Source organism: Streptococcus sp. Marseille-Q8145, assembly GCF_965112035.1.
The window spans coordinates 113327-126191 of record NZ_CBCOPQ010000001.1; the positions used below are offsets into that span (position 1 = coordinate 113327).

General features: G+C 39.5%; 16 protein-coding genes. 2 read left to right on the forward strand and 14 right to left on the reverse strand.

Annotated features, from left to right (window positions below; genetic code table 11):
* Nucleotides 1-3: 3 nt before the first annotated feature.
* Genes ACWPVL_RS00625 through miaA form a run of 6 tightly spaced genes read right to left on the reverse strand, consistent with a single transcriptional unit; the run spans nucleotide 4 to nucleotide 5024 of the window.
* Nucleotides 4-759 (reverse strand): SDR family NAD(P)-dependent oxidoreductase, encoded by a 756-nt coding sequence (locus ACWPVL_RS00625; RefSeq protein WP_454386186.1) that lies wholly within the window; start codon nucleotides 757-759, stop codon nucleotides 4-6.
* Nucleotides 760-783: 24 nt separating this feature from the next.
* Nucleotides 784-1275, reverse strand: coding sequence for a DUF7832 domain-containing protein (locus tag ACWPVL_RS00630; RefSeq protein WP_454386188.1), 492 nt, complete (start codon nucleotides 1273-1275; stop codon nucleotides 784-786).
* A 38-nt stretch (nucleotides 1276-1313) separates the two neighbouring features.
* Nucleotides 1314-2243 (reverse strand): ribonuclease Z, encoded by a 930-nt coding sequence (rnz, locus tag ACWPVL_RS00635; protein ID WP_414295255.1) that lies wholly within the window; start codon nucleotides 2241-2243, stop codon nucleotides 1314-1316.
* A gap of 10 nt (nucleotides 2244-2253) precedes the next feature.
* Nucleotides 2254-2877 carry a cystathionine beta-lyase gene (locus ACWPVL_RS00640; RefSeq protein ID WP_414295254.1) on the reverse strand — a complete coding sequence of 208 codons (624 nt, stop codon included), beginning with the start codon at nucleotides 2875-2877 and terminating at the stop codon, nucleotides 2254-2256.
* The gene (gene hflX, locus ACWPVL_RS00645) at nucleotides 2870-4108 is read right to left on the reverse strand and encodes a GTPase HflX (RefSeq protein WP_414295253.1); all 1239 of its coding nucleotides are present in this window, start codon (nucleotides 4106-4108) and stop codon (nucleotides 2870-2872) included. The genes ACWPVL_RS00640 and hflX overlap by 8 nt, the downstream gene beginning before the upstream one ends.
* A 31-nt stretch (nucleotides 4109-4139) precedes the next feature.
* Nucleotides 4140-5024 (reverse strand): tRNA (adenosine(37)-N6)-dimethylallyltransferase MiaA, encoded by an 885-nt coding sequence (gene miaA / locus ACWPVL_RS00650; protein WP_414295252.1) that lies wholly within the window; start codon nucleotides 5022-5024, stop codon nucleotides 4140-4142.
* An 82-nt stretch (nucleotides 5025-5106) separates the two neighbouring features.
* Here miaA and ACWPVL_RS00655 point away from each other — a divergent pair, with 82 nt between their 5' ends.
* Nucleotides 5107-5277 (forward strand): DUF3042 family protein, encoded by a 171-nt coding sequence (locus ACWPVL_RS00655; protein ID WP_005590510.1) that lies wholly within the window; start codon nucleotides 5107-5109, stop codon nucleotides 5275-5277.
* Between the two features lie 243 nt (nucleotides 5278-5520).
* Here the strand turns inward: ACWPVL_RS00655 and ACWPVL_RS00660 are convergent, their stop codons facing one another.
* From ACWPVL_RS00660 to ACWPVL_RS00690, 7 genes are all read right to left on the reverse strand, one after another.
* Nucleotides 5521-5919 (reverse strand): hypothetical protein, encoded by a 399-nt coding sequence (locus ACWPVL_RS00660; RefSeq protein ID WP_414295251.1) that lies wholly within the window; start codon nucleotides 5917-5919, stop codon nucleotides 5521-5523.
* Between the two features lie 346 nt (nucleotides 5920-6265).
* Nucleotides 6266-7426, reverse strand: a complete 1161-nt coding sequence (locus ACWPVL_RS00665; RefSeq protein ID WP_414295250.1) for an ABC transporter permease subunit — start codon at nucleotides 7424-7426, stop codon at nucleotides 6266-6268.
* Entirely contained in the window at nucleotides 7423-8286 is an 864-nt protein-coding gene (locus ACWPVL_RS00670) for an ABC transporter ATP-binding protein (protein WP_454386192.1), read from the reverse strand. Before ACWPVL_RS00670 ends, ACWPVL_RS00665 begins: the two co-directional genes overlap by 4 nt.
* 527 nt (nucleotides 8287-8813) lie before the next feature.
* Nucleotides 8814-9047 carry a Blp family class II bacteriocin gene (locus ACWPVL_RS00675; RefSeq protein WP_454386194.1) on the reverse strand — a complete coding sequence of 78 codons (234 nt, stop codon included), beginning with the start codon at nucleotides 9045-9047 and terminating at the stop codon, nucleotides 8814-8816.
* Nucleotides 9048-9126: 79 nt separating this feature from the next.
* Nucleotides 9127-9522 carry an immunity protein gene (locus ACWPVL_RS00680; protein WP_454386196.1) on the reverse strand — a complete coding sequence of 132 codons (396 nt, stop codon included), beginning with the start codon at nucleotides 9520-9522 and terminating at the stop codon, nucleotides 9127-9129.
* Between the two features lie 38 nt (nucleotides 9523-9560).
* Nucleotides 9561-9800: a ComC/BlpC family peptide pheromone/bacteriocin gene (locus ACWPVL_RS00685; RefSeq protein ID WP_454386198.1), complete on the reverse strand. Its 240-nt coding sequence runs from the start codon at nucleotides 9798-9800 to the stop codon at nucleotides 9561-9563.
* A gap of 208 nt (nucleotides 9801-10008) precedes the next feature.
* Nucleotides 10009-10983 carry an LPXTG cell wall anchor domain-containing protein gene (locus tag ACWPVL_RS00690; RefSeq protein WP_454386200.1) on the reverse strand — a complete coding sequence of 325 codons (975 nt, stop codon included), beginning with the start codon at nucleotides 10981-10983 and terminating at the stop codon, nucleotides 10009-10011.
* Nucleotides 10984-11318: 335 nt separating this feature from the next.
* Here ACWPVL_RS00690 and ACWPVL_RS00695 point away from each other — a divergent pair, with 335 nt between their 5' ends.
* The gene (locus ACWPVL_RS00695) at nucleotides 11319-11456 is read left to right on the forward strand and encodes a bacteriocin class II family protein (RefSeq protein WP_454386805.1); all 138 of its coding nucleotides are present in this window, start codon (nucleotides 11319-11321) and stop codon (nucleotides 11454-11456) included.
* Nucleotides 11457-11491: 35 nt separating this feature from the next.
* On the opposite strand, the gene ACWPVL_RS00700 is transcribed toward ACWPVL_RS00695, so the two are convergent.
* Nucleotides 11492-12856, reverse strand: a complete 1365-nt coding sequence (locus ACWPVL_RS00700) for a sensor histidine kinase (RefSeq protein ID WP_454386202.1) — start codon at nucleotides 12854-12856, stop codon at nucleotides 11492-11494.
* Nucleotides 12857-12865 lie beyond the last annotated feature (9 nt).

A 12865-nucleotide genomic window follows, 5' to 3' on the forward strand; every position in this document is an offset into this window, starting at 1 on the left:
ACCTCACTTATAGTTAAACATATTGGCTGCCATCTTGTCAGCAATTCTTGGAAAAAGGGTATAGAGCTTGTGGGCAAGATTGAGAATCCCAGGTAGATTCATTTCCCGCTTCTTTTTGCCAAAAGATTTGACAATTTTGCCTGCTACAAAGTCTGGCTCAAGCATATATTTGTCTACTGCTTTCACATAGGAACCATCAGGATCTGCCTGATCGAAAAAGGCTGTTTTGATAGGACCTGGGTTCACCGTCGTGACATAGACCCCAAAAGGCAGGAGTTCCAAACGCAGGGCATTGGAAAAGCCAATAGCCGCAAACTTAGTCGCTGAGTAAAGACTGGACTTGCTACTGGCAATGAGGCCGGCCATACTAACGATATTGACGATATGTCCTTGACCTGCCTGCTTCATGCGAGCCCCAAAGATACGGGACAGATTCATCAGGGCAAAGGTATTGACTTCAAACATGTTCTCGATATCGCTTGAGCTGATTTTGTCAAATTCTTCAAAAATTCCATAGCCAGCGTTATTAACTAGGACATCGACTTGGCCGTATTGGTTGTCAATCCGCTCAGCAAATCTTTCTAAAGCTGAGCTATCTGTGATATCCAGCTCAACTAGGTCAAGTTTTTCTCTTTCTCCATATAGTTTTTCCAGCTTAGCCTTGCTCCGTCCGACCAAAATCAGTCGGTCATGGGGCAAGAGCTGAACCATTTCCTGAGCCAGCCCACCGCTAGCTCCAGTGATGATGATGGTGCGCATTGTTATGCCTTTCGTGTTGTTAATTTAATGAAATCTTTTTCCAGCTAAATAGTCAGCATAAGCTTGATCAATGACCGGAGCAAAAAGATGATAATCCTCCCAGCTACCTAAAAATTCCAAAGGTAGATCGTATAAGTCATTGACTACAAATTCAGAATAATCCTTCATGTACTGATGTTCATAGTAATCGTTCACAAAAGCCTGAAAATCCTTTTTGATATCCATTGTTCCCAATTTTCCGTCACACCAGTCTAGAACATAATCTACACCCAAAGTTTGCTCGTCTTTGATACTTTGGAGTGATGTTTCTTCATCAGGAGTCATCATTTCCTTTGCATCATGCTGGATGAGCCAAGTAACGAAAAAGCCAATATGATTCGCAGCCCAACGATGAACCTCTCGATAATCATCTTTTGTCAATTCTTCGTTTTTTAAGTTGTAACTATAAAGATAGTTGGTTAATGCATCCTCAAAATACCAATCAGCTTTATCCAATAAACGATTTTCAACTGCCATCCCATTTTCCTCTCAAGACAACTGTCCTAAAATGGAAATTATAACTCAACCTCTTCCAAATCCTTGACTACATGGACATTTTCAAAGACGCTACTTGCATCACGGCGCATTTGGCTAATGTCTTTCGATAAGAAACGGGCACTGACATGATTGAGCAGGAGGCGTTTGACACCGGCTTCCTTAGCAACTTCCGCAGCCTGCATATTAGTCGAATGCCCATGCTTGCGAGCCATCTTTTCATCTCCCTTGCCATAGGTCGCTTCATGAACCAGCACATCTGCCGCCACAGCCAAGCGAACACTTGAATCAGTCTTTCTAGTGTCACCCAAGATGGTAATGGTCTTACCCGGGCGAGGAGCTGAGATATAATCAGCTGCGATAATCTTCGTGCCATCTTCGAGGACGATATCCTGACCATTCTTGACTTGGCCAAAGAGGGGACCAAAAGGAACGCCCGCCTCGCGCAGCTTGTCCGCATCTAGCGTACCTTCCAAATCTTTCTGCATGACCCGATAGCCCACGCAGAAAATCGTGTGGTCTAGCTTATCCGCATAAACAGTGAACTTGTCCGTTTCCAGAATCTTGCCCAGACTATTTTCATCAAACTCATGAAAATCAATCCGATAAGGCAGACGAGAACCAGACACGCGCAAGCTTGTCATCACAAAGCTTTTGATACCGACTGGCCCATAAATTTCCAAATCCGTCTGCTCTTCATTGGCCTGAAAAGCTCGGCTAGAGAGGAAACCCGGCAAACCGAAAATGTGGTCGCCGTGCAGGTGCGTGATGAAAATCTTTGAAATCTTACGAGGTTTGATGGTAGTTTCCAAGATTCGATTCTGGGTGCCCTCGCCGCAGTCAAACATCCAGACTTCATTGATTTCCTCCAAAAGCTTGAGGACAAGACTGGACACATTACGAGCCTTAGACGGCTGACCGGCTCCGGTTCCTAAAAATTGTAATTGCATATTTTTCTTTCTAAATGATATAAATCATGGCAGAGCGATTCTGCGAGTGATAGTATTTCCTGCCAGCATAGGACTGGGCTAGCTGATTAACTTCATCTTGATTATAGCCCAGAACTCTCTGGCTACCATCTGCCAGCTGCTGCCAATCGGTCAAGGCAGTCAGCGCCTGATTGTCCACGACTTGAGATTCAGCTTTGAGAGGCACCATTTTTATGCTCCCAGCGTCTTCATAGACCAAGTACTGGGGAAAGACGTGGGCGATTTCAAAGAGTAGGTCAACTGTTACTGGCTCTGGCTTTTCAGGAAAGACCAAGCCGACTTCCTCGCTCTCATAGCAAAATCCATAGGACTTGCCAGATAGATTGAGACGGACAAAAGGTTTATTTTCTACAAAGCTAGGCTCCGCATTCCACAAGTCCAGCGCTTGGGTAATTTCTAAAAAATAGGCTGTCGCGGCTTCCGGACTTTTCTTTTGATAAAGCTCAGCAAAGTAAGCATTGATAACGCTGGGAGGAGGAGTGATGAAGCTAAGCTTATGCTCCTCTGTCAGACCAGCCAACACTTGCTCTAAGTAAACCCTATCTAGGCTAGTAAAACCGCCGTATTTGAGAGCCAAATCTATATAATCAGTCATAAAATTCTTCCAGTTTCCATTTATTTTTCTCGGCAATCCAGCCTGAAATAACTTCGATGTCGTCTATGTATTCTCGATGTCCGATAATCGCGACTTTCTCTAAATCATGAATCTTGTAAGCTTTAGCCGGAGCTACCTTGATGGTAAAAGGCAAAAATAACTCTTTCATCCGCTCCAGCAGGACTTGCTGCAAAAGAGCTCTGCTATTGTCCGCCTTAGCTGAAATCAAAGAATAAGGAGTCAAGGTCGGGGTGAAATGCTCCGCCTTGTCTGCTTTGTTATAGAGAGTCAATCGAGGAATATCCAGCATATCAAGCTCTTTCATGATATCCAGAACGGTCTTTTCGTGCTCCTCATGATGAGGGTCGCTGGCGTCAATAACATGTACCAGCAAATCGACATTTTTACTCTCTTCCAGTGTGGATTTAAAGCTGGATACTAGCTCCGTCGGCAAATCCTGAATGAAGCCAACTGTGTCCGTCAGAGTGACATTGAGCTGACCACTGAGATTGATGTTCTTGGTTGTGGCGTCTAGCGTCGCAAAAAGCTCGTCTGCCTCATACTGGCTCTTGCTGGTCAAGCAGTTCATAATAGTGGACTTTCCAGCATTGGTGTAGCCGATGAGGCCGATTTTGAAAATACTGGATTCCAGCCGTTTTTCACGAACGGTTGCCCGATTTTTCTCGACTGCCTTGAGCTGGCGCTCAATATCATGAATCTGATTGCGGACACTGCGACGATTGAGCTCTAGCTGGCTTTCACCAGGACCGCGGGAGCCGATGCCACCTGCCTGACGGCTGAGCATAATGCCCTGACCAACCAAGCGAGGCAGGAGGTACTTGAGTTGGGCCAGATGTACCTGAAGTTTCCCCTCATGACTCCTAGCCCTCATGGCAAAAATATCCAAAATTAGCTGCATACGGTCAATGACCTTGACCCCCAAGCTTTCCTCTAGATTGACATTTTGGCGGGGCGCTAGGCGGTTATTTACAATAACGGTTGAGATTTCCTTGGCATCGACCATCTGCCGGATCTCTTCTAACTTACCAGATCCGACAAAGGTCTTGCTGTCGTACTTTTCCCGCTTCTGGCTATAGGAACCGACTACCTCAGCCCCTGCCGTCTTAGCTAGACTTTGCAGCTCCTCCATGGATAGGTCAAAATTCTCCGTGTCTGCCAGCTCCACACCGACCAAAAAGACACGCTCTACTTTTTTCTCTGTTTCTATCATTTCATATCCTTACTAAGACTTGGTGAGCCTGCTATTTGTCTAAAAAATTCTTGATGTCTTCCATAACCTGTTCTTTGTAGTCTGGATTTCCCACCTGATAGAAGGTCACGGCCATCCGATTGCGAAACCAAGTCAGTTGTCGCTTGGCGAAACGGCGGGTATTCTGCTTGAGCTTGTCCACCGCCTCCTCTAGGCTCATCTGACCTTCAAAGTAGGGGAAAAGTTCCTTGTAGCCAATACCCTTGCTGGCTTGACTGGTCGGAGCCTGCTCATACAGCCAGCGGGCTTCTTCTAAAAGTCCGGCTTCTATCATCAAATCTACTCGCTGATTGATTCGCTCATAAAGTTTTTGTCGCTCATCATCTAGGCAAATCAGCAGGGCCTCATAGTCTGGCTGGCTGTTTTCTAAGGAACCTCCTAGATGAGTAATCTCCAGCGCCCTCATAGCCCTGCGCCGATTTAGCTGAGGAATCTCGATACCCAGCTCAGCTATTTTTCCAAACAAAGCTTCATCTGACCAAGTATCCAGCTGCGCCCGATAGGCCAGAATCTCCTCATGAGGGACGGAGCCGCCCAGATGGTAGCCCTCGAGCAAGCTCTGGATATAGAGCCCTGTGCCACCGCAAATGATGGGAAGCTGACCTTGAGACTCAATCTCACGAATAGCCTGAGCCGCCTCAGTCACAAAATCATAGGCCGAGTAGCTTTCTCCAACCTCCCGCACATCCAGCAAATGATGGGGAATGCCCTCCTGCTCCTCAGGACGAATCTTAGCCGTGCCAATATCCAAGCCACGATAAACCTGCTGACTATCCCCGCTGATGATTTGGCCATTGAAGCGCTTGGCTACCTCGATACTCAGAGCCGTTTTCCCAACTGCCGTCGGGCCCACTATCACAATTATTTTGGTTTTCATCTTTTTTCCTTGAAAAAATTTTGATTTTTCGTTACTATTAATTATAACATAAATAATAAAAGTTCAGAAAAGGAGAAATCACATGGCTAAAGGATTTGGAAAAGGCGTTCTTACAGGTGTAGCAGGTACTGTTGCTGCTCTTGCTGGTGCAGTCTATGCCTTTAAGAAAAAAGTTATCGAACCTGAGGAACAAAAAGCAGCTTTCATCGAAGAAAACCGTAAGAAAGCCGCTCGCAAACGTGTAGCACACTAAGCCTACACATTTTACAAAAGAGAGTGGGACAGAAATCGGTAATTCGTTAGAATTCGATTTCTGTCCCACCTCCGCACAGTTGGGTAGGGCTGTAAAAGCTGATGAAATCAGCCTAGTAGAGCCCTACTCAACCACTGCGTCTTGCTCGACAATACAAAGACAATTGAGAGGCTAGGACTTTTGTCCCAGCCTCTTTTCTTTTGTAGAAAACAGCAAGCTGAATAACTGCTACAGATAAAACAATTAATCTTTCACATTTCTCTCTTTCTTAGATGGCTGAATGCCATGAGAGCTAAAGATATAATTGCTTAAGAGCAAGAATACTAATAAGCCAAGCACAAAAAATAAATCATAAGTAGGCTCAGAGGACAGGGACACGAAAGGAATCGCGAGACATAAAATTATGACATAAAAGATTTTCAACCGCTTGATATAAAGCCAGAAGATGTCAATACTCCGATCACCGCTGATCTGCGACTTAGACTTACTTTTCGAGTACCAGATGATAAATGCTTCCGCGAAACAGAATAGACTTAACAAAAAGACCATGCTCCCAAAGCGAATCTGTAGGAGAATTCCCACTGCTAACAATAAGATGAAACCTAAGCTCGCAGCAACTACTGCTCGTCTAGTATTAGTCATAAAATCAACTCCTTTAAAAGATAATTGCAAAGAATGCCTTTAGCAGTTTTTCTTTTTATTCTCAAGTAATCAAAAAATCAATCCCTATTTCTATGATGAGAACTAAAAAATATAAGCAAAACCATTAAAAACGAGACAATTAGGCCTACCGTAGTTTGGTTTAAAAACGGATAATTAAAAAATAAATAATTACAGAGTGTTAATAATAGACCTCCTGCTGTTAACACAAAAGATATAAGCAGAGAAATTTTATAAAACAATTTTTTTCCATATTAGTGACCTCTTTTTTCCTTGTATATTCCATCAGAAAAGCGAAACTACTTTTCTAAAATAGACAACAGCTAGTTTACAGTCCTCTTTTTCGGATAATCCGATAAGTCATCAGACAGCAGAGGAGCATGAGAGAGAGGCGGATAATGATCACGCTGACACCATTTGCGGTAAAATCGTTGAAGAAAAATCCTTTGCTATTGGAAAGTTTCAATAAGAGCCCTTCCGTTCCATCAGTTGAGATTGAAAAAATAGTTAGTATCTTATTCATCAGACCATCTCTGAAGATATTCATCAAAAAATCTGGAGCCAAGAACATCCCTACAGAACTTGCAAATGCTGCTAGAGGCGACTTTGTCAAACTAGATATGAGAACCATCACCCCAAGAATAAAGAGTAAACCAACAAACTGGAATAGAATAATGCGAATCAACAATTCTAAGAGATTCATATGGACAGGAAATTGCAAAATATTATAAATAGTCGAAATCCATTCCAAATTCATCTGGACACTGGTATCCCAACCACTCCAACCGAAGTAAGTCCCAAACACCAGCAAAACAAGGCTATTAATAAGGACAAATGTTACAGTAGCAATTCCAAAAACAGATAAGATTTTTGCAATCGTTAACTGATTGCGACCATATTTCGTTGTCAAAAGTAATGAATCCATCTTTCTTGCTCGATCACCTGAGAAAACAGAGCAGCAAATATAGATTACAAATACCACCATTAAACTAAAAGCAGCATTTAAGGTATTAAATAACTTATGCCAAGGAGCAAAATTTCCCAGCTTTAATGTTTTTAAAGGGAAATAAGACTGCAACTCTTCTTGCGACTTGAGACTGATCTGGTCATAATGTAAGACATCATCAGATTTATAGGTATCTGTTAAAATTTCTTGAGAATTGAGGACGAAACGATCAATGGCATACCAGGAAAACATATCATACAAGTCATTCTGTTTGAAATAGGGCATATTCGCTGCATAGTCATTAACGATTTTATCCATTAACTCATCAGATAAATAACCAGTATGCTCTTCAGCAATCTTTTGTTTGATCACAACTGCTTGTTTTCCATGTATTCGATCAGCTGAAGATCCGCTAATTTGTCCATCATTAAAGAAATTTGCATAAAACAATCCAGCTAAAACCAGTATAATAGCCAGTACTGCACCTAAAACTGACTTCTTTTTTAATAATTTTTTCAATTCAAAAGGAACTAATGCTATCATCCATTTGCCTCCTCTCTAAAGTAATAAATATACAAATCTTCCAGACTCGGAATCACCCCTTGCGCCCCTTCGACAGGACTCTCATCGCTAATAACCCGCAAGACGATACCGTCTGCTTCTATCCGCTCATTCACAATTACATAATCCTTTGCAAAACGCTGCCACTCACGCTCGGAAACACGAAATTCCCAAACTTGCCCATCGATAAGCGAAAGAAGTTCCTTAGCACTACCTCTTTCCACAAAATTTCCATCTTTTAGGATTAGGATTTCCTTGGCTATCGCTTCTACGTCTGATACGATATGGGTAGATAAGAGGATGATTTTATTAGCCGATAGCTCACTGATAATATTTCTGAATTTCACCCTTTCCTTGGGATCCAGGCCCACGGTCGGCTCATCTAAAATCAATATTTTGGGGTTATTGAGAAGTGCCTGCGCAATGCCGAGTCTTTGCTTCATACCACCTGAATAGGAAGCAATCTTCTTTTTCCGAACATCGTATAATCCAGTAAGTTGCAAAAACTTATCGCTCTCTACCCTGGCTTGTTTCCTCGTCATTCCCTTAAGAGCGGCCATAAATAAAAGGAAATCGAGCCCCGTAAAGTTATGATAATAAGAAAAATCTTGAGGCAAGAATCCGATATACTGGATATACTCTTCTACATGCGAGGCGCCATCAAACTTTATCCTTCCTTGGCTCGGCTTTATGAGATCACAAATGATATTCATCAAGGTCGTCTTACCTGTACCATTTGCCCCAAGCAAACCATAAACTCCCTCAGTAAATTCACAGGAAATACCTTTGAGCACAGACTTAGAGCCATAGCTCTTGCTAATGCCTATCATTTCTAACTTCATAGATGCCCTCCATTCCAAAAAGCGCCATTAGAGATAGCAAATCACCTTTTTCCAAAAATCACAAACATTATTATACTGTTATTATAACATAAATTTTTGATTAAAAGTTTTTTTAATAGACTTCAACCATTTGTAAAGTCAATCTTAACCTGCTTAGATTATAGCGCACTTTCTTCAAATAACAATCCGAAAATCATAAACAGTCTGTATTTCATCCTAAATGGTCATTTGAAGAAAAAAACACAGCACTTGCTAGAAGCAAATGCTGCACATTATTTAACTATTTAACAACTAAGAAGGCAAACGCCTATAATCTTTCTTAGCGGAAACGGATAGAAAATAAGGATGCGATATGAAAGGTATTCAATCTTCTTTCAAATGATCAATGTTTAGCATGGGAGGCTCGACATACTTCCAACCGCCAAATATAAAACCTAGAATAGCTACTAAAAAGTAAATAATTAAATATTTCTTTTTCCGCATCATACACCTCCGCTACTATTTCTGTTTTTCAACAAGAGTTAATCTTAGTGCCTCAACCCATATTGAAGATAACCGCCCCAAAGTCCACCTACTAATGCACAACCAGCAACAGCCCACGGACCAGCAGATAAACAAGTCATTCCAACCTGAAATGCACCAGAAGCTGCTGCTTTAAAAATATCTTGTGCACTAGGATTATAGTGTTCTCCACCACCTTCAATAGCAGTTAACATATCTTCATCCATCACTTCAAACTGTGACATTACTTTTGTATCCATAATAGATACCTCCTTGTTATTGTCATTTTGTTTTGCTCAGAACCCTAGAATATAATAAAGCGAATAAATCTGTACAAACTTATTTATTTCTATCGTGTGATTTACTATATTTGATTCCCCAAACTAGTAGGGAAAATAAAACAAGTAATACAAGTGTAGATATCAGTGCAATAAATTTTTGGAAGTCATTACTAACTACCATTGTCCGGTAAGTACTAAAAAGAAGCATGAAAAAAGTTAAAGTAGTAAAAAATATTTGTCCAGATAATATCGGTGTTTTGTGTCTTTTATTTGCTAGATCTACAAAGTAAAGATTTAAAAGCAAATTTCCCACTAGGATGACTGCGAAACAGACTTGGAAAAGAATTGACATTTTGAAAAATTCGCCATTAAGTATCACCAGAAATAGGGCTACTCCTGGAAGCTGGGCTGTTAAAACTCTCATTAATAACTGGCTTTTGAATAATTTACTCATATTTTACACGCCTCCTTTTATACTACCCATTTAATAAATTAACCGCAGTAAAACGCTCCGCCAATCCCACCTATAACCGCTCCAACTGCCCCAGTTCCAATTGCAAAGGGACCTAGAAATATTGTTGAGCCTGCAGCCATACCATATCCTTCCATTGCTCCCATAGCAATACTGCCAGCACATGAAGCTGTTTTGCCCCAATCAATTCCACCACCTTCAATGGCAGTTAACATAGCTTCATCCATCACTTCAAACTGTGACATTACTTTTGTATCCATAATAGATACCTCCTGTTGTTTTTTCTCGTGTATCGCGATCATACCTAAAGTATAACACTTTCTTCTAATCTTTGGTCACAAAAATCATGAATAGTAGATATTTACTCCTGAATAGTCATTTTAAAAATACATTCTCCAAAATAGAGAATGTATTTTTATGTTTTATCTTTGTATCTTTTCTAACTTTTAAAGTGACTAGTAAGGAAATTTAATCCTTCTGACGCTTTGGACAGAGAGTAGCAAACATTGCTCCTAATGCAATAATGCCTAGCAATATGAAGTATTCACTCTTCTGCTCTCCTGTCTGGGGTAATATTCTTGAAGCTGGATGAACTAACGTCTCTTTACTCTTTTGATTATTTGAATCGCTTTCCATTAAAATGAGAGATTGACTAGTCTTAGCTTCCGCACTTTCCTGCAAAACTGGCTTAGAAAAGTCTCTGTCACTGTCCTTGAAGGTTGGGTTAGTTATCGAATGAGTAACTCCAGAACCACGTTCATTTTCAGTTGGATTTGACTGTTCCGCTTTCTCATCCTGTTTAATTGCTGAACTAGCATACAAATGGTCATACAATTGTTGAGCTGTAGCTCCTCCTCCAGCCCAACCAGACACAAGTTTTCCATTTTTTAGATAAAGAATAGTCGGAGTTCCGGGTATTCCAACTGTTTCAAATAAAAATTTCTTTGCCTGATCATCGAAATCTTTCCCATCACTATTATAATATTCAAGATGATTATCAATTAATTGATTAAACTCTTTCAGAACGGGAGAAAACTCTCGACAATAATAACAGGTCGGACGACCAACATAGATTGTATGATCCTGACCATCTTCAGTAAAAGCTTGGTATACTTGATTAATCGAAACTTTTTGAAAATCAGCTACATTTTCTAGATAGCTTTCCATAGTTACTTCAGCTTTAGCAGTCTCAGTGTGAACTGGTGGCTTGGAATTCTGCTCTGCAGTCTGAGTTTTTGTAATTTGGCTTGACTCTGCTTCACTACTGGAGTCAGACTTAGTATCTGATTCAGTCGGTAATGTTTTATCAGTGCTCCTACTGGCTTCTACTTTCTCGCGACCACCTTGTACTACTATGCTATCTGTATCAGCTGCCACCGGCAGAGCACCTAGACCAAGAAAAAGTGGGCAAAGCAATATCGAAATAAACCATTTATTTTTCATAATAAACTCCTTCTATTTTTATAGATCTAGTTTAACTTATTTTTAGAGCAGAAAAACAAGAAAATCCTAAATGGCTTTTATTTACTCTTGAATTGTCAAATTTGGTGCACAATTTCATCATAAAATAATTCTAAAGCAAACGATACTGAATATATTTACCTTTTCATATCTTTTAAACTGTCTAATTCCTCACATTAGGAAAATAAATGATAGAATAGAAACCTACCATTCAGGAGTGAATAAAGACTGATTAGATTTAACCCACTAAAACAGTATTATTTTTGTTATACTAATATCATTAAAACAAAGGGGCATATTATGAACAAAAAGAATCAATTAAACAATTCAATGTATTATCAACTGAGGAATTAGAAAAAGTTTCAGGGGGAGGTAACAATTGGCTTAATGCTTTTTGGAACGATTTTTTAAATCTTAAGAGATTCACTGAATCAAGTACTTCTCAGTGGAGTTAACTTTCATAGTAAAAAATCAAAAAAGACAATGAATACTATTTCCATTCATTGTCTTTTATGTATTTAAAAAGTATTTCTATCTCCTGACGGAAAAAATAATTTTGACTGACTGTTCTCAGAGAAACATTGGGATAGTGGCTGATAATATTTTGAACATTGGAGAGACCAAGCCCTCTATTTTCTCCTTTAGTGCTAAAGCCCTTTTTAAAAATAGTATCGGAATGGATAGAAAACTCTTTTATTGTATTCTCAACAATAAAAATCTGTCTACCTTCCTGCTCCAAAAAGGCAAAAGAAACCACTGGATGACTAGTCTCCACAGCTGCTTCCATAGCATTATCAGCCAGTATGGAAACAATCGTGATAAAATCAAGCAACTCCATTCCTTGAGGTTTGATTTCTTGCGGAACTTCCAAGCCAATTTCTATTCCCTTGCTCTGAGCTTCTAGAAATTTTGCTGACAATACGCTCTTGAGGGCATCATTGTGGATATTGGACAGGCGACCCAAATCATATTTAGATTGGTTGAGCGCTTGACCTGAGTTTTTTAGAACATGGTTATAAATCTGCTCGATGGCTGGTAAATCGTGCGTATCAATTCCTAACTTCAGACTCCTTAAAATATTGATGTAATCATGCCGGAAACTTCGCAACTCATTATAAAGTTCTTCAATATGCTGACTGTAATCGGACATATTTCTCAATTGTAACTCTCTTTGTTCACTTAACTGCTGTTGAATTCGCTCTCGCAAATTACGGTCTAGGATATTTATCGAACTGAGAAAGAGAATAATATAAATTATCACAATTAATTTTCTATATGACAAATTAACCACATTATGAGTTATTTCAAAATAAGAGAAAAATTGTACAAATACAATATAAAAAATCATAGATATATTAAGGAAAATGACTAGGTGTTTATCAGCCTCATTTAATCTAAATTCTCTTAACCGCTTAAATTTATAATGTAGTAAACTTGGGATCCATAACGATAGTAAACTAGCTACAAAAGCCGTAATATTTAAAATAAGCTGTTCTTCATTTATTAGTTGGTTATATTCCAAACCGAAAATAGGAATAACAAAAAAAGTTAATATACGATATAAAAGATTCCAAAGAACAACTGGGAAAAGACCATAAAAGATAGATAACATTATAGGAATAGAACTCTGTCTAGTTAATAATAAAGAAAAAATTAAAAAATAAACCGGAAGATCTAAGTAAGTTAAAAAAGTTTCACTAAATAAGACAAAAAGCAGAAGATTAAAAAATATATAAATAAAAGGTATTAAGACGTACTTAATCCACGTCAACTTAATTCCACTGATACGTGAAAATAAGAAAGACAGAGCTATCATTTCGAAAACAAGTAAAACAAATTGTATTATTCTTGGCATAATTCCTCT

What these genes read in the sequence shown, in the direction of transcription:
- ACWPVL_RS00625 (WP_454386186.1), bottom strand. Translation starts at nt 759, where the DNA reads ATGCGCACCATCATCATCACTGGAGCTAGCGGTGGGCTGGCTCAGGAA.
- ACWPVL_RS00630 (WP_454386188.1), bottom strand. Translation starts at nt 1,275, where the DNA reads ATGGCAGTTGAAAATCGTTTATTGGATAAAGCTGATTGGTATTTTGAG.
- rnz (WP_414295255.1), bottom strand. Translation starts at nt 2,243, where the DNA reads ATGCAATTACAATTTTTAGGAACCGGAGCCGGTCAGCCGTCTAAGGCT.
- ACWPVL_RS00640 (WP_414295254.1), bottom strand. Translation starts at nt 2,877, where the DNA reads ATGACTGATTATATAGATTTGGCTCTCAAATACGGCGGTTTTACTAGC.
- hflX (WP_414295253.1), bottom strand. Translation starts at nt 4,108, where the DNA reads ATGATAGAAACAGAGAAAAAAGTAGAGCGTGTCTTTTTGGTCGGTGTG.
- miaA (WP_414295252.1), bottom strand. Translation starts at nt 5,024, where the DNA reads ATGAAAACCAAAATAATTGTGATAGTGGGCCCGACGGCAGTTGGGAAA.
- ACWPVL_RS00655 (WP_005590510.1), top strand. Translation starts at nt 5,107, where the DNA reads ATGGCTAAAGGATTTGGAAAAGGCGTTCTTACAGGTGTAGCAGGTACT.
- ACWPVL_RS00660 (WP_414295251.1), bottom strand. Translation starts at nt 5,919, where the DNA reads ATGACTAATACTAGACGAGCAGTAGTTGCTGCGAGCTTAGGTTTCATC.
- ACWPVL_RS00665 (WP_414295250.1), bottom strand. Translation starts at nt 7,426, where the DNA reads ATGATAGCATTAGTTCCTTTTGAATTGAAAAAATTATTAAAAAAGAAG.
- ACWPVL_RS00670 (WP_454386192.1), bottom strand. Translation starts at nt 8,286, where the DNA reads ATGAAGTTAGAAATGATAGGCATTAGCAAGAGCTATGGCTCTAAGTCT.
- ACWPVL_RS00675 (WP_454386194.1), bottom strand. Translation starts at nt 9,047, where the DNA reads ATGGATACAAAAGTAATGTCACAGTTTGAAGTGATGGATGAAGATATG.
- ACWPVL_RS00680 (WP_454386196.1), bottom strand. Translation starts at nt 9,522, where the DNA reads ATGAGTAAATTATTCAAAAGCCAGTTATTAATGAGAGTTTTAACAGCC.
- ACWPVL_RS00685 (WP_454386198.1), bottom strand. Translation starts at nt 9,800, where the DNA reads ATGGATACAAAAGTAATGTCACAGTTTGAAGTGATGGATGAAGCTATG.
- ACWPVL_RS00690 (WP_454386200.1), bottom strand. Translation starts at nt 10,983, where the DNA reads ATGAAAAATAAATGGTTTATTTCGATATTGCTTTGCCCACTTTTTCTT.
- ACWPVL_RS00700 (WP_454386202.1), bottom strand. Translation starts at nt 12,856, where the DNA reads ATGCCAAGAATAATACAATTTGTTTTACTTGTTTTCGAAATGATAGCT.